Origin of the sequence: Celeribacter baekdonensis (genome assembly GCF_003047105.1) — a bacterium.
Classification (GTDB): domain Bacteria; phylum Pseudomonadota; class Alphaproteobacteria; order Rhodobacterales; family Rhodobacteraceae; genus Celeribacter; species Celeribacter baekdonensis_B.
This window is the reverse complement of the sequence record NZ_CP028475.1, coordinates 2,801,656-2,818,932: the sequence shown is the minus strand read 5'-3', so window position 1 is coordinate 2,818,932 and position 17,277 is coordinate 2,801,656. Positions and strand designations below refer to the sequence as shown.

Below are 17,277 nucleotides of genomic sequence, written 5' to 3'. Positions count from 1 at the left end.
CGCGTTAGATAAGGGGCAATTGCTTTGCTCTCTTTAGAAGGAAGCCCGCCATGGCCACACCAAAACCCGTCGTTCTTTGTATTCTCGATGGCTGGGGGATTGGCCCAACACCCGAGGCAAACGCCCCCGTTTTGGCCAAAACTCCAACTTTTGATCGGCTGATGGCAGAGTGTCCGCATGACACGCTGATCACATTTGGTCCCGATGTGGGCCTGCCGAGCGGGCAAATGGGCAACTCCGAGGTCGGTCATACCAACATCGGCGCAGGCCGGGTTGTCGCGATGGATTTGGGTCAGATTGATCTGGCCATCGAAGACGGATCTTTCTTTAAGAACGCCGAAATTGTCGCCTTTGCTGAAAAGGTCAAAGCCGCAGGCGGCACCGCGCATCTGATGGGCGTGATCTCGGACGGTGGCGTCCATGGTCATATCGAACACACGCTGGCCGCCGCCAAGGCAATCACCGATCACGGCGTGCCTGTGATCATACACGCCATCACCGATGGTCGCGATGTCGCGCCGCAATCTTCGGCAACATTCATTCCTGATCTCGTAGCACGCCTACCCAAAGGCGCATCCGTCGGCACCGTCATTGGCCGCTATTACGCGATGGACCGCGACAACCGGTGGGAACGGGTGTCTCAGGCCTATTTCGCGATGATCAATGGCACAGGCATTGAAACCGCCGCCACTGCCGAAGACGCCGTAACCGCCTCCTATGCACGCGGCGAGCATGATGAATTTATCAAAGCCACGGTGATTGGTGACTATGCCGGAGCCAAAGATGGCGATGGCTTTTTCTGTCTCAACTTCCGCGCCGACCGGGCGCGTGAGATCCTGCGCGCTATTGGCGAGCCGGGATTTGCCGAGTTTGACACCGGCCCGCGCCCGACCCTGTCGGCGTTCTTGGGTATGGTTGACTATTCCGTCAGCCACGGTGCCTATATGGCCACCGCCTATCCCAAAAGCGAGATCATCAACACGCTGGGCGAATGGGTCGCCAAGAAGGGGTTGAAACAATTCCGTTTGGCCGAGACCGAAAAATATCCGCATGTGACGTTTTTCCTAAATGGCGGCAAAGAGACGCCGGAGGTGGGCGAGGATCGGTTCATGCCGAAATCTCCGAAAGTCGCGACCTATGATTTGCAACCCGAGATGAGCGAGCCGGAAGTGGCCGAAAAATTCGTCTGGGCGATTGATGAGGGCTATGACCTGATCGTCACCAATTTTGCCAACCCCGACATGGTCGGTCACACGGGTATTTTAGAGGCCGCAATGGCCGCCTGTGAGGCCGTTGATGAGGGTCTGGGCAAGGTTGTGGCCGAGCTTGAAAAGGTCGGGGGCGCGATGTTGGTGATCGCCGATCACGGCAATTGCGAGACCATGATCGACCCGATCACGGGCGGTCCCCACACCGCGCATACCACAAACCCGGTTCCCGTGATCCTGTTTGGCGGCCCCGAAGGCGCACGGTTGCGGTCGGGCGGGCGTTTGGCGGATGTGGCCCCAACGATCCTTGAATTGATGGGGCTCGATCAGCCCGCTGAAATGACAGGTGAAAGCCTCATCGTCACATGAGGCTAGGCACTGTCGCAGTTTGTTTTGCCCTGTTGACCGGGACCGCATTGGCGCAGGAAGAAAGCCCTGCTGCGCTGGCCGAAGGGGCTGTGGCGCAGTTCAATGTGGCGCATTCTGAACTGGAAGCGGCACAATCCGCCGGAGATCGGGTCAAGGCCCTCACCCGTGTCGTTCGCGCCTATGAAGACGGGTTAGAGGCGATGCGCGCGGGGCTACGCCAAGTGTCCCTGCGCGAAGACGCGTTGGACCGTGAATTTCAGGATGAAAGCGGCCAGGTCGCACAACTTCTTGGCATTTTGATCAATCTCAAACCTGATGCCTCCCCCGAAGCCTTGGTGCATCCGACCGGACCTTTGGGTCATGCGCGGGCCGGAATGTTGGTGTCTGCAATCACCCCCGCGATGCAGGCGGATGCCGATGCGCTTCGGATCAAACTTGAAGAGGTCTCTATTTTGCGGGAATTGCAAGATGAGGCTCTGGACACCTTGGCCCGAGGCCTCAAAGACGCGCAACAGGCGCGCACCGACCTGTCTCAGGCGATGTCTGATCGCACCGATCTGCCGCGCCGGTTCACCACTGACCCCGATCGTTTAAAGACCCTGATTGACAGCTCGGAAACACTCGAGGCCTTTGCCTCCGGTCTTGCGGTGATGGATGTGGTGGATGGGATCAGCCCCCTGCCCGATCTGGACGCGGCAAAAGGCACATGGCCGATGCCGGTCAGCGGCGTTTTCATCCGCGGCTATAAAGAACCCGATGCGGCCGGAGTGACGCGTCCAGGCTGGCTTTGGGCCACGCGGGCGCTGTCCTTGGTCTCAACGCCTTGGCCCGCCACGATCCGCTACAAGGGCGCGTTTCTGGACTACGGAAATGTGATCATACTTGAACCCGGAAATGACGTATTGCTGATTTTAGCGGGGCTTGATGAGGTCTACGGTGAAGTTGGCGAGGTGATCCCCGCAGGCACGGCCGTTGGTTTGATGGGCGGAGCCGCGCCCGATTTGGATGCCTTTGTGGAAAATGCCACCCAAGGCACTGGCGCAGGTCTGTCAGAGACGCTTTATATAGAGGTAAGAGAAGGCGGAAAGCCGGTGAACCCGGAACAATGGTTCGCGAACGCACCGCTTTAGTCGATCAAGGGTCCGCAGGTCGGGCTGGTGAGAGGAACAGGAATGAAGAAATATTTGATGGCGGGCGTGGCCGGTATCCTTGCGGGCACATTGATCTCGACGCAATTCGCCGGTCCGCTTTTGGCGCAAGAAGCCGAGAAGTCCAGCAATGTCTACGAGCAACTCGATCTATTTGGCGACGTGTTTGAACGCATCCGGGCACAATATGTCGAAGAGGTCGATTCCGAGGCGCTGATTGAGGCGGCCATTGACGGGATGCTCTCCTCGCTTGATCCGCATTCCTCCTACCTGTCCCCCAAAGACGCCGCCGATATGCGGGTGCAAACCTCCGGCTCCTTTGGCGGTCTTGGGATTGAGGTTACGCAAGAAGAGGGCTTTGTCAAAGTCGTCGCGCCGATGGATGGCACTCCCGCCGATATTGCCGGTGTTGAAACCGGCGATTATATCACCGCCGTCGATGGCAGCAGCGTGATGGGGATGACCCTTGATCAAACCGTGGAATTGATGCGAGGGCCGGTTGGCTCCGAGATCGTCATCACCGTGGTGCGTGAGGGTGTCGAAGAACCGTTCGACATCTCCATCATCCGCGACACGATCAAATTGACCGCCGTGCGGTCGCGCGTCGAAGACCACACCATTGTGCTGCGCGTCACCACGTTCAACGAACAAACCTATCCGAACCTCGCCGATGGTCTCAAAAAAGGCGTCGAAGAATTGGGCGGGATGGACAATGTTGATGGCATCGTCGTCGATCTGCGCAACAATCCCGGAGGGCTTTTGGATCAGGCGATCAAGGTCTCTGATGCCTTCTTGGAAGAAGGTGAAATCGTTTCGACCCGTGGCCGCACACCCGAGGACAGCGAACGCGTCAATGCGCAGCCGGGCGATTTGGCCGAGGGCAAACCGATTGTCGTACTGATCAACGGCGGTTCGGCTTCGGCCTCTGAAATCGTCTCTGGCGCGTTGCAAGATCACCACCGCGCGGTTGTTGTTGGCACGAAATCCTTTGGCAAAGGCTCGGTGCAAACCGTCATGCCGCTGCGATCTGATGGAGCGATGCGCCTGACCACGGCGCGCTATTATACGCCCTCGGGTCGCTCTATTCAGGCGCTTGGCATTTCGCCCGACATCATCGTCGCACAGCCGCCACGTCAGCCCGAAACCGACGAGACCGCAGATGCACCGAAATTCCGTTCCGAGGCCGATCTGCGCGGGGCGCTCAACAACGACAGCTTCACCGAAGACGAGCGTCGCAAGATCGAAGAAGAGCGCGCTGCCGCCGAAGAGGCCGCGAAGCTGCGCGATGAGGATTTCCAACTCGCTTATGCGATCGACCTGCTGAAAGGCCTGTCGAAAATCGGAAATTAATCCTATGGAGAGGGGGCCATGTGCCCCCTTTTTCTTGCGAGGACCTGATGACCAAAGACCTATCCACCCTGCCCTACCGCCCTTGCGTGGGGATCATGTTGTTGAATGCCGAGGGGCGGATTTTTGTCGGTGAACGTATCGACACGCCCGGCGCGTGGCAGATGCCGCAAGGCGGGATCGACGATGGGGAAGCCCCCGAAGAGGCCGCTTTGCGCGAGCTTTGGGAAGAGATCGGGGTCACCTCCGAACATGTCGAAGTATTGGCGCAGACCTCAGATTGGCTAACATACGATTTGCCGGATCACCTTTTGGGCAAGGTCTGGAAGGGCAAATATCGCGGCCAAAAACAGCTCTGGTTCGTGCTGCGCTTCAAAGGGGTTGAGAGCGCCATCAACATAGACACCGATCATCCCGAATTCGGCCAATGGAAATGGACCGATTCAGCCGGTTTGGTGTCTGATATTGTGCCGTTTAAACGCGATATTTACCAAGCCTTGGTGGCTGAATTCTCAGGCCATTTGGCCTGAGATCTCCCTATTTCAACAGCTTCAAAAGCGTCTGTGACGGATAACCATCCGGGGTCACACCAACCGAGTTCTGAAACGCTCGGATCGCGTTGATCGTGTTCGGGCCAATAATGCCGTCGACCTTGTCGTCCAAAAAGCCTTTGCGCTTCAAAATCCGCTGCATTTGCATCTTTTCCTTGAACGACAGCGGCGCATAGCCGCGCGGCCAAGAGGCCTGAATCGCCGGACCACCACGCAACCGATCGGACAGATGCCCAACGCCGATCACATAGGCATCCGCCTTGTTGTACCGCTCAATCACCGCGAAATTGTCAAAGATCATAAAGGCTGCGCCCGAAGCACCCGCAGGCAAAAGGATCGAGCCTTTGCCATAGTTTGGCACGGGCCGCCCATCGATTCCCATCACCCCTAAGGAGGCCCATTCTGAGGGGGCACGCATCGTGTCCCGTCGCGCTGAACTATAGTCGAATCCAGCCGGAAGTCGCACTTCGACCCCCCAAGGCTGACCTTTTTTCCAACCGTGCTTGGCCAAATAAGCGGCCGTAGAGGCCAGCGCGTCGGTCGGGTCATTCGACCAAATGTCACGTTTGCCATCGCCGTTGCCATCGACCGCAAAGGCCAGAAAGGAGGTCGGAATAAACTGGGTGTGGCCCATCGCACCGGCCCAACTGCCCTTCATATTATGGGGCGAGGTGTCGCCCGACTGAAGGATTTTCAAAGCCGCCATAAGTTGGCTTTCAAAAAACCGACCGCGCCGCCCATCATAGGCCAATGTCGCCATCGCTTCGATCACGTTGATATCGCCTCGGGTCGCGCCGTAGGCACTCTCAACGCCCCAGATCGCAGCGACCACATGTTTATCGACACCGTACACCCGCTCGACCCCATCCAAAACCGCAGCATGTTTGCGCATCGCGGCCTGACCGTTCGACACCCGCGTGGGCGAGGCGGCACTGTCGAGATAATCCCAGATTTGTTTGGTGAATTCGGACTGTTTGCGATCCTTGGCGATCACGCCCTCATTATAGCGCACACCGCGAAAAGCACGGTCAAAGGTGGTCTGAGAAATGCCTTCACGCATGGCACGGGTTTTGAACCCGGCAATCCATGCGTCCAACCCAGCTTGTGATGTGGATGAGACCAAGGTCACGGCGCTCTCCCGATTAAAATGATGCGGAAATTCCGCAATTTTCCCCGCAGGTTGTGCGGCGGCGGAGGTAAGGCTAAGCCCGAAAAACAGACCAAAGGCAGAGAGGAAAACAGGGCGCATTCTGACAGCTCCAATAACATTTATTCGAACGTAAACCAAAACCTTGGCGGGGTTGAAGCCGGGAACACAGAGGCGGCGAGAATCCGCTATCTGCGCCGTTTAGCTCCGCCGCCGCTGTGCTTTCTTGCGGATTTTTTCCTTATGGGCCTTACCTTTATTGTACTTGCGCGACACCACGCGGCCCTTGGCCCGACGCGGTCCGCGCGGCATCAATGCTCCATCAACCGACAGCAATTCCAACTCCAACCCGCCGGTCACCGGCACAGCCTCCGCAATGCGCACGACGACCTTTTGGCCGATCGAAATCTTCATGCCGGTGTCAGAGCCCATGAGCGTTTGCTCGTCTGGATCATAGTGGAAAAACTCCGCGCCCATCGTGCGCACCGGCACAAGACCATCGGCGCCGGTTTCGTCCAGTTTGATGAAAGCGCCAAATTTTTGGATGCCCGAAATATGCCCGGTCATCTCATTGCCGATCCGTTCGCTCAGATAGGAGGCCAGATAGCGGTCATTCGTGTCGCGCTCCGCCGTCATCGAACGACGTTCGGTTTCGGAGATATGTTTGGCCGTCACCTCCAAACGCTCAATCTCATCAGCGGACAGACCGTCCTTACCCCAACCATGAGCCGAAATCAGGCCGCGGTGGACAATGAGGTCAGCGTAGCGACGGATCGGTGAGGTGAAATGCGCATAGGAGCGCAAAGCGAGGCCAAAATGACCGAAATTCTCCGGGTGGTAATAGGCTTGGGTCATCGAACGCAGGGTCGAAATGTTGATCAATTCGTCCTGATCCGTGCCTTCAGCCTGAGCCAGAAGTTTGTTCAGATGCGAGGTGTGGATCACCTGCCCCTTAGCCAGCGTAAAGCCAGAGGCCTGCGCCACTTCGCGCAGCGCCTCAAGCTTTTCACCCGAGGGTTCTTCGTGCACCCGGTACAGCAGTGGTCGGTTGCGATGAAACAGCTCTTCGGCGGCGGCGACATTGGCCAGCACCATGAATTCCTCGATCAACCGATGCGCATCAAAGCGCTCAGCTATAGCAACAGAGGCGACACGCCCATCCTCACCCAAAACGATCTTGCGCTCAGGTAGATCCAAATCCAGCGGCTGACGGTCATGACGCGCGCGTTTGAGCGCCTCGTAGGCCTCATAAATCGGCGCAATCACGGTCTCCATCAACGGAGCACAGGCCTCGTTCGGCTGCCCGTCGCGCGCCGCTTGCACTTCGGCGTAATTCAGAGAGGCGGCAGATTTCATCAACCCACGCATAAAGCGATGCGATTTCTTTTTGCCCTCGGAATCAATCACCATCCGCACCGCCAAACAGGCCCGCGGCACGCCTTCGTGCAGTGAGCACAGATCGCCGGAGAGACGATCCGGCAACATCGGGACAACCCGATCTGGGAAATAGGTGGAGTTGCCACGTTTCCACGCCTCGCGATCAAGCGCGGAACCGGGCGTCACATAATGCGCCACATCGGCAATCGCGACCCAAAGAATGAAACCACCGGAGTTGGCCGGATCAGGGTCGAATTCAGCCCAAATCGCGTCATCGTGGTCGCGCGCATCGGCGGGATCAATGGTCACGAGCGGCAGATCGCGCAGGTCTTCACGCCCCTTGAGGCCCGCCGGCTTGGCGACATCGGCCTCAGAGATCACATCATCAGGGAAATCATCGGGGATGCCATGTTGGTGGATCGCGATCAGCGACACGGCCTTGGGCGCACTCGGGTCGCCCAGACGTGTGATAATTCGCGCCAGAGGCAGGCCCATACGCCCCCTTGGTCCGGCCTGCTCGGCCTCAACCAATTCGCCATCCTGCGCGCCATAGTCATTGCCGGACCGGACCAAAAAGTCTTTTTCATTGCCCTTGTCGATCGGCACAACCCGCCCACCTTCGGCATCCTTGCGGTAGACACCCAAGATTTTGTGTGGATTAGAGCCTATTTTACGGATCAGGCGGGCCTCATATTGATGATCCTCGCCCCTCACCTCTTGCAGCTTGGCCAAGATCCGTTCGCCCTCGCCTAGGGCGGCGTCGCTTTCGCGCAGCACCATCAAAATGCGTGGTTCAGGGCCTTCTCCGGTCCACTCCAGCGGACGCGCAAACAAATCGCCCTGAGAGTCAGGTGCAAACACGGACAAAACCGACACCGGAGGCAATTTATCCGGGTCGCGATAGGTCTTGTGCCGCTTCTGCAGATGACCCTCCGCCTCAAGCTCTCTGAGGATGCGTTTCAGGTCGATCCGCGCAGCGCCTTTGATGCCAAAAGCCTTGGCAATATCGCGCTTTGCGCTCTCAGTCGGGTGATCGGAAATCCATTGGAGGATTTCGTCTTTGGTGGGGATCTTGTTCATGCGGCGAATCTACCACGGCCCGCTGCGCCTCACCACTGACAAAGCGGTGGATGTGATGAAATCATCGTGGGCAGGTCAGCCGCGTCCGCTCAATCGGCGCAAATCAGTAAGGTCATCGACGTCCGAAAGCGTCTCTAACTCGGCCCAATTCATGTCTTTGGCGGAGTTGAGTGTATCCTCCCGCGCCCAACGCGTGGACCAGCGCACAGAGGTTAAGAAACCCGAAGGTTGCTGCGCCGGATGGCGCATCCCGATGAGCCAATACCCCCCATCCGTAGCGGGGCCGATCACACCAGAATATGACCCTAATCCAGCAAAAGCCTGTCGAATGTGGCATTTTTGAAGGCCCGGAATATCGGCGCCAATGACACAGGTTGGATGCGGAGCGCTGGCTCGCAGCACGCGCGTCATACGGGCACCGAGATCACCATGGCCTTGTGGAATTTTGATAAGATCAGCGGGCCACACTCGACTTAACAGACCCTCGTGATCTGGCGATACAGCCAACACAATATCCCAACGCGGATCGCGCAGGCGGCGGATCGTCCCGAGCGCTTGGTGACGAAACCACCACGCCGCGTGCACCATGCCAATGTCGCAGCCCAGACGGGTTTTGACTCGACCAGGATGCGGTTCTTTGACCATCAGGGCCACGCGTGGTCTCACAGGGGGAGAACCATGTCGTGATGCGGAATGCCACCGTCCATATATTCGTCACCAATCACGCGAAAACCGAACCGTTCATAAAATCCGATGGCGTGGTTTTGCGCGCCAAGTTTCGCGGTTTTGATGTGAGGGCGGGTCTTGAGGTCTGCCAAACACGCCTCAATCAGAGCTGCGCCAAGCCCCGTGCCTCTTTGTGACTTTTCGACACAAACCCGGCCTATTTTGCCAATTTCATCGGCTTCGATGACACGCGCGGTGCCCACGGCAGCACCCGCCTTATCTTGGGCGAGGAAATGCGTCGCCTCATTGTCAAATGCGTCAATCTCGTCTTCAAGCGGGACGTTTTGCTCCTCGACAAAGACCATCAGCCTCAGCGCCAAACAGGCTTTGATGTCATCGGTTTTGCGGATGGTGATACTCATACGAAATAGTCCCCAATTAGACGAGAATAGACCTTTTTTAGGTCTTCGATTTGCGAGACTGACACCTGCTCGTCAACTTTATGCATGGTCTTGCCGACGAGGCCAAATTCCAGCACAGGACAGTGGTTTTTGACAAAACGCGCATCCGAAGTACCGCCCGTGGTTGACAGCTCCGGGCGCACCCCCGTGACCGCTTCAACAGAGCCTGCCACCAAGTCCACGAAGACACCGGGTGGGGTCAGGAAACTTTCGCCCGAAATGGAAAACCGCACCTCGATCTCGATCCCGGTTTCCTCGGCCATGCGCGCAGCTTTGGCGCGCAACCAGTCGGACAGAGACGCGCCTGAGTGAGCATCGTTAAAGCGAATGTTGACGGTGGCCTGACAGAGTGCCGGAACCACGTTGGTCGCCGGATTGCCTGTGTCAAATGTTGTGACTTCGAGGTTGCTCGGGTCAAAATGTGCCGTGCCCTGATCCAGCGTATGCGCCGAAAGATCGGCCATCAGCCGCGCCAAAACTGGAACCGGATTGTGGGTCTGATGCGGGTAGGCGACATGGCCCTGAGTGCCGCGTGCGGTGAAATACGCGGTGAGAGAGCCGCGCCGTCCGATTTTCATCATCTCACCCATGGTGTTCGGGCAGGTCGGTTCGCCAACAATACAGTCGCTCATCGCCTCACCGTTTTGCGCCATCCAATCGAGCAAAGCGACAGTGCCGTCCGTGGCATCACCCTCTTCATCACCGGTGATGGTGATGATGATGGCGTCATCTTTGGGCTGAGTTTGGGTCGCATAGTCGCAAGCGGCGGCAACAAAAGCTGCCACGCCGGATTTCATATCTGTGGCCCCGCGGCCCCACAGTACACCATCGGTGATCTCGCCACCAAATGGATCATGGGTCCAAGCCTCAACATCCCCGACAGGGACAACATCCGTGTGACCATTGAAGCCCAAGCTGCGGGCCGCGCCTTTGTCGCCCCAACGGGCGAACAGGTTCGGCGTGCCATTTCGATCGACCCGAACACAGGTAAATCCGGCCCCCGTCAACACCCGCTCCAGCAGGACCAACGCACCGGCCTCGTTTGGTGTGACGCTTGGACAGCGGATCAGGTCGGCTGTCAGTTGAACCGGATCGAGCGGTGTATCGAGCGCCATTGCGGCCTCCTTTGGTCTCCAAATATGACCTCAAGAGTTACCCGCCCAGCCCGCGCGGGGCAATCCGAAGATTGTGGCGTGACTGTAACAGATCACATCGCCATTTAGCGGCGGTGTGAAAAAGTGTTAACAAATTCAAAATTGCATGTTTGAGTATATTCAAAATAAAGACGAGGCAGGCGTCAGACCCAGTTGCGGGCAAACCCGAACGGTTCTGCTACCCATTAACAAGTCACTCAAAACGCGGTTTTCCGCGTGGTTCCCTGTGTGTTGGTTCTGCTTCATCAGCAGTGTGCAGATCATGATCTTTTGCACAAGGTCATGATCATGAGGGGGCGGGCATCATATGGCGTGGCTTGGGTCAGGGGCAGCAAACTGTCACCCCGTTTACAACCCGCATGGAGTGGAGCAGGGCGCATCACGCGGGTCTGTGCGGTGTCGCGCGTTGACCAGCGGCAGTGTGATCCTCGAAACCGCGATCCCCGATCAGTTTCGTCAACCTCTTGATCTGGTAGACTTTGAACGTCACGCTGGCATTCGGCGCAGTTTTCACATGGTGTTGGGACCCAATGGTCGGCTTTGGGTGGCCGTCGAGCAAGGTCAAAACCTCTCTGTTCTGTCGCTTGATCTCTCCGCATGGCGCAAAGAAACCCCCATTCGCATCACCTACAGTTGGTGCTGCGAGACACAAAATGCGTGGGTCGGTGCCGAGAACCTTGAGACGGGTGCTATAAAATCCAAAGCCTCTGCCGAACGCCCTGTGCCCTTGCACGAAGACGATCTTGCGCGGATATTGTTTGCCATCGACGGCCCGTCTCTGACGCCTGATGTCACCTGTTTTGCCTTTGCTGATCATGTTGAACCTCTGGGATATTCTGAAGGCATCGCCGCCAAAGCACTGGTCGACACCGAACATGGCCCGCGCCCGATCGAAACCCTCACGCCCGGGACGCTCATTTCAACCCAATCAGGCGGCCTGTCGCCCTTGGTCGCGCTGATCGAAACCACCTTGCCAAATGTTGGCAGCATGGGTTTGGTGCGCCTACGGCGCCCCTTTCAAAACCTGCTTCAGACCCTCGACGTCACGCAACGCTGCGAAATCCTGACCGAAGGGGTCGATACCGCCTATCTCTTTGGCCTCGAAGACGTGTCGATCAAAGCCATACACATCGCGCCCTTCCTTCCGGCCACGGCCTCTTTGGCTGGATTGGTATCGAAACGCTACAATCTCGTACTTGCTGATTTTCAGGCCTACCACGTCGCAGGCATTCGCGTCATGCCTCTCGCCCTGAACCACGACCCGCACCAAGCTGGACCGACCCGCCTCTCGCATCTCAACACGACGCAGATCCCAAAACCATGTGACGCCCCTGCATCCCTGTTGCGCCATGAAGCCCTTGCGCTTCTTTCCGACCGCTACCTGTGATCCATGATTGAAAGCAGGGCCCTGCATATGCCATATGCGATCTTGATGGGGGTGATACTATGAATCACATTTTCCGCCTTTGGGCGCTTCTTTTTCTATTGTTCAGCCCTATGTCGGCATGGGCACAAGACTTTAAAATCATGACCGTCTCGCGCGTGCCGTTTTCCATGTTTGAGGGCGGACGCGACACCGGCTTCTCCATGGAGCTTTGGGACGCATTGGCCAATGAACTTGGCTGGAGCTACACCATCGAGCGGGTCGACAGTTTTACCGAGATGCTTGGCGCGATTGAAGATAACACCGCCGACGCCGCCGTTGCGAATATTTCGATCACGGCAAGCCGTGAGTCGGTCATGGATTTTTCCCAACCAATTTTTCAGGCTGGCCTGCAAATCATGACCCCTCTGGGCAATGACAGCAGTTCCGTTTGGGCCGTCGTCCTCTCAAAAGATCTTTTGCTCGCTTTGGCGGGGGCTTTCGCACTTTTGCTCGGCGGTGGCATGTTGATGTGGCATTTTGAAAAGCGTCATCAAGAGTATTTCGACATGCCCGCCAGCCAAGCGATGTTCCCGGCCTTTTGGTGGGCTTTGAACCTTGTCGTCAATGGTGGGTTTGAGGAACGGCAACCGCGCTCGCCCATGGGCCGTCTATTTGGCGTGTTTCTGGTGATTTCGTCTCTGTTTTTAGTGTCCGTTTTTGTTGCGCGCATCACCGCAGCACTGACCGTCGATGCGATCCAAGCCAATGTGAACGGTCTCAACGATCTTTATGGCAAAACCATCGGGACGGTTGAGCGCTCGACTGCGGCAGAGTTCCTCACTCGACGTGATCTGAATTTCACGCCCTATCATGATCCTGCGGCGATGCTGAAAGCATTTGAACAGGGCGAGATTGACGCAGTGGTCTATGATGCTCCAATCCTCGCCTATTATGTGACCAAAGAAGGCCGGGGCAAAGCGCGGCTTATTGGCCAAATCTTTGTGCCGGAAAACTATGGGATTGCTCTGCCTTCGGGGTCTGCGTTGGCCGAACCGATCAATCAAAGCCTTTTGGAACTGCGGGAAAATGGCACCTACGATGCGATTTATCGCAAATGGTTTGGATCAAAATAGACTCGAAGCACGTCAATTGTGCCAAAAATCAGGATGTCCAAAGCCCCATAACGCAAGCGTCACCAACAAGACCAAGCCGACAGAGATCGCAAGGCTCACGCGCACAGATGTGGCATGAGCTTTGCTTTTCCAGCGTCTTGGGCGGATGCCTTTGAGGACAAAAACCACTTGAGCGGCAAGGTTTATGGCGACGATATTGACGGCCACGCTCGCCAAAGCACGCATAGCCATGCTCCAATCTTGCCCCCCGATCAAAAGACCGAATCCCGCAAGCGGCGGCAAAAGCGCGGCCGCGACCATCACACCGATCAAAGCGGAGGTGCCGCCAGAGGCGACCATAAGCGCCGCAGCCGCACCCGAAGCCAAAGGCAAGATCACGGTCTGAAGCGACAGGACGCCAGAGTAATCCAAAAGCCCGGTTTCTTGAGGTGCAGGGAACACCTGCCCGATCACCGCGCCAACCAAGACCGACACTAAAATCCCAGCACCCAAAGAGCGCGCCGAGATTTTCAACAAGGCGAGATTGCCAAGTGCTGTCGCAAAAGCAAAGGCGATGATGGGCCCCAAAAGCGGCGCGATCACCATGGCACCGATGACCACCGCAACTTGACCCGATCTGAGCCCAATTGCGGCAACACAGGTCGCAAGGGCGGACATGATCAAATAGTCTTTGGTCAGCGCCGCATCGGCGCGAATATCGGCATAAATGTCTTCGCGTGTCGCCGCCGTTTCCTTTTGAGCAATCCGCTCTTGTTCGTCTTCATCGGTGTTTTCTGGCAGGCTGGATTCGGTGGCCAAGGAATACAGTCGCCACCCAGTGCGCCCGTCCAATGTCTCAGCCAGACGGTCAATAACCTCTTGGGCATCGGCTTTATGCAGGGAAATAAATACCGTCACCCGTTCATCATCACCGCCACAGGGCACTTGCCACCAATCGCGGGACGACATTTCGGTCAGACAGCCCGAGACATCCTCGACATCTTGTTTTGAAATCACAAGCTGAACGAGGCGATCCGCCATGGCTTAGTGCCTCACGCCGTCATCGCCTTCGAAGAACGGGGTCAATTGCGCCACGATGACCGAATTTTCAGCCAAGGCGCGCTGCATCAACGCGCGTTCATCGTCGGAGATGTCGTGACCCTCGGCCAGCCGTTCCTCCAACGTGCCATACCCCGTCACATCAAGCGGCGCGAGGTCGGCCTGTTTCAGGATCGCGACGCTTTCGCGCACAGCCTCGGCTTCGTCCACTCCGGACGCGTAGATCATAAGCGCGCCGCCGGTGGCCCCTTTGGGCAACCCGTCGCCTTCTTTGCGACCCACTTCGACCAGCAGGGTATAGACCTTTTGGCGGCTGATTTTTGGTTCTTTTGTCATGCCATCCGTTTGCTCAGGCGGCGAGGGAAAGTCAAGCCTCAGCGGATTGACAGGGGTATGATCCCGTCAAAGAGAGGCGGGATCATGATAGGCGGCTCAGCGCACCCGGCGCGCCACCCAGATCAAAAGGCTTGCGCCAAGAACACTCACGACGAGCTGCGGCAGCCATGCATTTGCGGCATAAATTCCCATAAGCGACAGGATCAGATTTAACACAAAGGCGCCGACAATCCCCAAAACGATGTTCATCAGAAGACCTGTGTTGGCTTTCATCAGGTTGCTTGCAATCCAGCCCGCAATACCACCGATGATGATCGAAGCAATAAGTCCAAGTCCCATAAGACACTCCTTAGTTACTGACATTTGGCAACGAAAAAGGCGCGCAAAGGTTGCCCCCGCGCGCCCGCTCTCAATAGATATAGGGCGGATCAGTCGCGAAGCAACTCGTTGATCCCGGTTTTGGAGCGCGTTTTCTCATCCACGCGCTTGACGATGACCGCGCAATAAAGGTGCACACCGTTTTTCGACGGCATGGAGCCCGCAACGACAACGGAATAGGGCGGCACTTCGCCATAGAAGACTTCGCCAGTGTCACGGTCGAGGATTTTGGTCGACTGGCCGATAAAGACACCCATGCCCAAGACCGAGCCTTCGCGCACGATCACGCCTTCAACGACTTCAGAGCGCGCACCGATGAAACAATTGTCTTCGATGATGGTCGGGCCCGCTTGCATCGGCTCCAAAACGCCGCCGATGCCAACGCCGCCGGAGAGGTGGACGTGTTTGCCAATCTGCGCGCAGGAACCAACGGTAGCCCATGTGTCGACCATCGTGCCTTCACCGACATGCGCGCCAAGGTTGACGAAAGACGGCATCAACACCACGCCGGGTGCGATATAGGCGGATTTGCGGACAACGGCGTTCGGCACAGCGCGGAAACCTGCGGCTTTCCATTGATTGTCGCCCCAGCCTTTGAATTTGCTGTCGACCTTATCCCACCAACCGCCGCCTTGCGGGCCACCGGATTGTTCTTCCATATCTTTGATGCGGAAGCCGAGCAAAACGGCCTTTTTGGCCCATTGGTTGACGTGCCAATCGCCATTCTCGCGCTTTTCAGCCACACGCAATGCGCCGCTGTCGAGCGCGTTCAACGTCTCTTCGATCGCCTCGCGGGTTTCGCCTGTGGTGGCGGATGTGATCGTGTCGCGCGCCTCCCAGGCGGCTTCGATGGCGGCTTCGAGCAGTGCATTGGACATGTGGGTCTCCCGGATCAACATGGAATATCTGTTGGCAGAGGCTATAGTCGCTCCAGACCCCCCGCGCAACGCGTACGATGCCAAAGCGCGGCAAAGCAAAACACTTGTGAGGCACTGCACATCATGACCGATACCCCGAAAGCCCCCTCCACGCGCCGCCATCCGTTGCGCGACAGCCATATGGATATGGAAACGGCGCGGCATATTCCCGATACGCCGCAAACTCGGTCGCCGTCCTATGCCTTGGCCTTTACCGATGGCACGTTCATGTGCCGCGACGAATTGCGGCCCGTGCGGCTTCAGTTGGAGCTGCTGAAACCCGAATTGATGATGGCCGAATATGGCGTCGAAAGCACAATTGTGCTGTTTGGCGGCGCGCGCATTCCTGACCCAGTCAAAAAGGCTACGGCGCGGACCAAAACCTTGGCCGAACTGACAAAATACTATGATGAGGCCCGGACATTTGCCCGGATGATGACCAAGCGCGCCAAGGTGAACGGGCATCGCCACAATGTGATCGTCACCGGCGGCGGGCCGGGAGTGATGGAGGCGGGCAATCGCGGCGCTCAGGACGCCGGCGGGGTTTCCATTGGCCTCAATATCGTTTTGCCGCATGAACAGGCGCCGAACGAATATGTCACGCCGGAACTCTGTTTCAATTTCCACTATTTCGCGATCCGCAAGATGCATTTCCTGATGCGCGCAAAAGCGATTGCGGTGTTTCCGGGCGGGTTTGGCACGCTTGATGAGATGTTTGAAAGCCTGACGCTTATTCAAACCGGGCGAATGAACCGGGTGCCGTTTTTGTTGTTTGGCCGGGCCTTTTGGGAAAAAATCATCAATTGGGAGGCTCTAGCCGAGGCCGGAACGATTGCCCATTCCGACCTTGATCTGTTCAAATTCGTCGAAACCGCCGAAGAGGCCGTGGCCGTGATTGACGAGTGGTCGCTGGAAGGGGCCCGCGAACACATTGACGGACGCTGATGTTAGGTTTTTTGGGCGACGGAGATTTCGGCGTCCAAAAGATACTCGGCCGCGCTGTCGGCAAACCGAACGCCATCCATCGCCCGATGCATGTAGCGATCAAGGGCCATCTCTTGCACCACGGTGCCGATCGTTTGACCGCCCTCGCGCGCCAAAAGATGTAGCATTTCAACCGTCGATTCAGACAGCAAAAGGGTGATTTGTTCCATTTTGGAACCTCCTTGAGGTGTGCGCATTAAAAGGTCAGAGTGGCCTGTCCCACAGACTTTTGGGCCAGATATGTGTGGGCGTGCCCCCGAAAGGGCGCGCCGAATTGTTTCATGAGGGCCGCGTCGGGCTGACCAATCTGAGAGACCTTGCACAGGCGCTCGCCTTCGGTGGTTTGCAGGATCAAGCCATCGCCACGCTCGGCCAATTCATATCCCTTCGCGCGCAGCACATCCTGTAGATCGTCCCAGCCAGAGGCATAGGCGAAATCATGGGCCAAATAGGCCTGAAGCGCATGGGGTTGTTTTGGGCCTTTGTAGCCGAACGCCCCCTCACCGGGGCGTACCGCGACGTCTAACACGCCGCGAATATACGCCCCCATGGGGTGCCCGGCACAATGGGCCGCGTGTTGAACGCGGACACCAAGGTCATTATCGAATCTTATTTGT

Annotated in this window: 18 protein-coding genes; 7 read left to right on the top strand and 11 right to left on the bottom strand. The window is 57.2% G+C overall.

Translation table 11 applies throughout. The features are described 5' to 3' along the window. Positions 1 to 50: 50 nt before the first annotated feature. From gpmI to DA792_RS17430, 4 genes are read left to right on the top strand one after another with little or no spacing between them, the layout of a single operon-like run. A complete protein-coding gene (gpmI, locus tag DA792_RS17445; RefSeq protein WP_107721536.1) occupies positions 51 to 1,577 on the top strand; it encodes a 2,3-bisphosphoglycerate-independent phosphoglycerate mutase in 1,527 nt (508 codons plus the stop codon). Next, a complete protein-coding gene (locus DA792_RS17440; RefSeq protein ID WP_107721534.1) occupies positions 1,574 to 2,707 on the top strand; it encodes a murein hydrolase activator EnvC family protein in 1,134 nt (377 codons plus the stop codon). The genes gpmI and DA792_RS17440 overlap by 4 nt, the downstream gene beginning before the upstream one ends. 42 nt (positions 2,708 to 2,749) lie before the next feature. Next, a complete protein-coding gene (locus tag DA792_RS17435; protein WP_107721532.1) occupies positions 2,750 to 4,075 on the top strand; it encodes a S41 family peptidase in 1,326 nt (441 codons plus the stop codon). A gap of 47 nt (positions 4,076 to 4,122) precedes the next feature. Further along, positions 4,123 to 4,602, top strand: coding sequence for an RNA pyrophosphohydrolase (locus DA792_RS17430; RefSeq protein ID WP_107721530.1), 480 nt, complete (start codon positions 4,123 to 4,125; stop codon positions 4,600 to 4,602). 7 nt (positions 4,603 to 4,609) lie between these two features. Here DA792_RS17430 and DA792_RS17425 read toward each other — a convergent pair whose 3' ends face one another. The 5 genes from DA792_RS17425 to dapE form a co-directional block, all read right to left on the bottom strand. After that, entirely contained in the window at positions 4,610 to 5,872 is a 1,263-nt protein-coding gene (locus DA792_RS17425; protein ID WP_107721527.1) for a lytic murein transglycosylase, read from the bottom strand. Between the two features lie 99 nt (positions 5,873 to 5,971). Beyond that, a complete protein-coding gene (rnr, locus tag DA792_RS17420; protein ID WP_107721525.1) occupies positions 5,972 to 8,227 on the bottom strand; it encodes a ribonuclease R in 2,256 nt (751 codons plus the stop codon). A 75-nt stretch (positions 8,228 to 8,302) separates the two neighbouring features. Next, positions 8,303 to 8,872 carry a TIGR04282 family arsenosugar biosynthesis glycosyltransferase gene (locus tag DA792_RS17415; RefSeq protein WP_199908199.1) on the bottom strand — a complete coding sequence of 190 codons (570 nt, stop codon included), beginning with the start codon at positions 8,870 to 8,872 and terminating at the stop codon, positions 8,303 to 8,305. Between the two features lie 17 nt (positions 8,873 to 8,889). Continuing rightward, positions 8,890 to 9,315 (bottom strand): GNAT family N-acetyltransferase, encoded by a 426-nt coding sequence (locus tag DA792_RS17410; protein WP_107721522.1) that lies wholly within the window; start codon positions 9,313 to 9,315, stop codon positions 8,890 to 8,892. After that, positions 9,312 to 10,469, bottom strand: a complete 1,158-nt coding sequence (gene dapE / locus DA792_RS17405) for a succinyl-diaminopimelate desuccinylase (protein ID WP_107721520.1) — start codon at positions 10,467 to 10,469, stop codon at positions 9,312 to 9,314. Before dapE ends, DA792_RS17410 begins: the two co-directional genes overlap by 4 nt. Positions 10,470 to 10,914: 445 nt before the next feature. Between dapE and DA792_RS17400 the strand changes: the two genes are divergently transcribed. Then, a complete protein-coding gene (locus DA792_RS17400; protein WP_159075313.1) occupies positions 10,915 to 11,895 on the top strand; it encodes a Hint domain-containing protein in 981 nt (326 codons plus the stop codon). Positions 11,896 to 11,954: 59 nt separating this feature from the next. Further along, positions 11,955 to 13,007, top strand: coding sequence for a transporter substrate-binding domain-containing protein (locus DA792_RS17395; RefSeq protein WP_107721516.1), 1,053 nt, complete (start codon positions 11,955 to 11,957; stop codon positions 13,005 to 13,007). 12 nt (positions 13,008 to 13,019) lie between these two features. Here DA792_RS17395 and DA792_RS17390 read toward each other — a convergent pair whose 3' ends face one another. From DA792_RS17390 to dapD, 4 genes are all read right to left on the bottom strand, one after another. Further along, the gene (locus DA792_RS17390; RefSeq protein WP_107721514.1) at positions 13,020 to 14,027 is read right to left on the bottom strand and encodes a TIGR00341 family protein; all 1,008 of its coding nucleotides are present in this window, start codon (positions 14,025 to 14,027) and stop codon (positions 13,020 to 13,022) included. Positions 14,028 to 14,030: 3 nt separating this feature from the next. Further along, positions 14,031 to 14,381: a hypothetical protein gene (locus DA792_RS17385; protein ID WP_107721512.1), complete on the bottom strand. Its 351-nt coding sequence runs from the start codon at positions 14,379 to 14,381 to the stop codon at positions 14,031 to 14,033. A gap of 96 nt (positions 14,382 to 14,477) precedes the next feature. Then, positions 14,478 to 14,720 (bottom strand): GlsB/YeaQ/YmgE family stress response membrane protein, encoded by a 243-nt coding sequence (locus DA792_RS17380; protein ID WP_074645056.1) that lies wholly within the window; start codon positions 14,718 to 14,720, stop codon positions 14,478 to 14,480. Positions 14,721 to 14,809: 89 nt separating this feature from the next. Then, positions 14,810 to 15,637 (bottom strand): 2,3,4,5-tetrahydropyridine-2,6-dicarboxylate N-succinyltransferase, encoded by an 828-nt coding sequence (gene dapD, locus DA792_RS17375; protein ID WP_107722755.1) that lies wholly within the window; start codon positions 15,635 to 15,637, stop codon positions 14,810 to 14,812. A 123-nt stretch (positions 15,638 to 15,760) separates the two neighbouring features. On the opposite strand from dapD, the gene DA792_RS17370 reads away from it, so the two are divergent. Then, on the top strand, positions 15,761 to 16,621 hold the full coding sequence (locus DA792_RS17370; RefSeq protein ID WP_107721510.1) for a TIGR00730 family Rossman fold protein: 861 nt from the start codon (positions 15,761 to 15,763) through the stop codon (positions 16,619 to 16,621). Positions 16,622 to 16,623: 2 nt separating this feature from the next. Here DA792_RS17370 and DA792_RS17365 read toward each other — a convergent pair whose 3' ends face one another. Beyond that, positions 16,624 to 16,830: a hypothetical protein gene (locus tag DA792_RS17365; RefSeq protein ID WP_107721508.1), complete on the bottom strand. Its 207-nt coding sequence runs from the start codon at positions 16,828 to 16,830 to the stop codon at positions 16,624 to 16,626. Between the two features lie 26 nt (positions 16,831 to 16,856). Then, on the bottom strand, positions 16,857 to 17,210 hold the full coding sequence (locus DA792_RS17360; protein ID WP_107721506.1) for a hypothetical protein: 354 nt from the start codon (positions 17,208 to 17,210) through the stop codon (positions 16,857 to 16,859). Positions 17,211 to 17,277 lie beyond the last annotated feature (67 nt).

Coding starts and splice junctions, on each gene's coding strand:
- DA792_RS17390 (WP_107721514.1), bottom strand. CDS start 14,027: ATGGCGGATCGCCTCGTTCAGCTTGTGATTTCAAAACAAGATGTCGAG.
- DA792_RS17440 (WP_107721534.1), top strand. CDS start 1,574: ATGAGGCTAGGCACTGTCGCAGTTTGTTTTGCCCTGTTGACCGGGACC.
- DA792_RS17410 (WP_107721522.1), bottom strand. CDS start 9,315: ATGAGTATCACCATCCGCAAAACCGATGACATCAAAGCCTGTTTGGCG.
- DA792_RS17395 (WP_107721516.1), top strand. CDS start 11,955: ATGAATCACATTTTCCGCCTTTGGGCGCTTCTTTTTCTATTGTTCAGC.
- DA792_RS17365 (WP_107721508.1), bottom strand. CDS start 16,830: ATGGAACAAATCACCCTTTTGCTGTCTGAATCGACGGTTGAAATGCTA.
- dapE (WP_107721520.1), bottom strand. CDS start 10,469: ATGGCGCTCGATACACCGCTCGATCCGGTTCAACTGACAGCCGACCTG.
- DA792_RS17385 (WP_107721512.1), bottom strand. CDS start 14,381: ATGACAAAAGAACCAAAAATCAGCCGCCAAAAGGTCTATACCCTGCTG.
- DA792_RS17380 (WP_074645056.1), bottom strand. CDS start 14,720: ATGGGACTTGGACTTATTGCTTCGATCATCATCGGTGGTATTGCGGGC.
- DA792_RS17415 (WP_199908199.1), bottom strand. CDS start 8,872: ATGGTCAAAGAACCGCATCCTGGTCGAGTCAAAACCCGTCTGGGCTGC.
- DA792_RS17360 (WP_107721506.1), bottom strand. CDS start 17,210: ATGGGGGCGTATATTCGCGGCGTGTTAGACGTCGCGGTACGCCCCGGT.
- DA792_RS17430 (WP_107721530.1), top strand. CDS start 4,123: ATGACCAAAGACCTATCCACCCTGCCCTACCGCCCTTGCGTGGGGATC.
- gpmI (WP_107721536.1), top strand. CDS start 51: ATGGCCACACCAAAACCCGTCGTTCTTTGTATTCTCGATGGCTGGGGG.
- DA792_RS17425 (WP_107721527.1), bottom strand. CDS start 5,872: ATGCGCCCTGTTTTCCTCTCTGCCTTTGGTCTGTTTTTCGGGCTTAGC.
- dapD (WP_107722755.1), bottom strand. CDS start 15,637: ATGTCCAATGCACTGCTCGAAGCCGCCATCGAAGCCGCCTGGGAGGCG.
- DA792_RS17435 (WP_107721532.1), top strand. CDS start 2,750: ATGAAGAAATATTTGATGGCGGGCGTGGCCGGTATCCTTGCGGGCACA.
- DA792_RS17370 (WP_107721510.1), top strand. CDS start 15,761: ATGACCGATACCCCGAAAGCCCCCTCCACGCGCCGCCATCCGTTGCGC.
- rnr (WP_107721525.1), bottom strand. CDS start 8,227: ATGAACAAGATCCCCACCAAAGACGAAATCCTCCAATGGATTTCCGAT.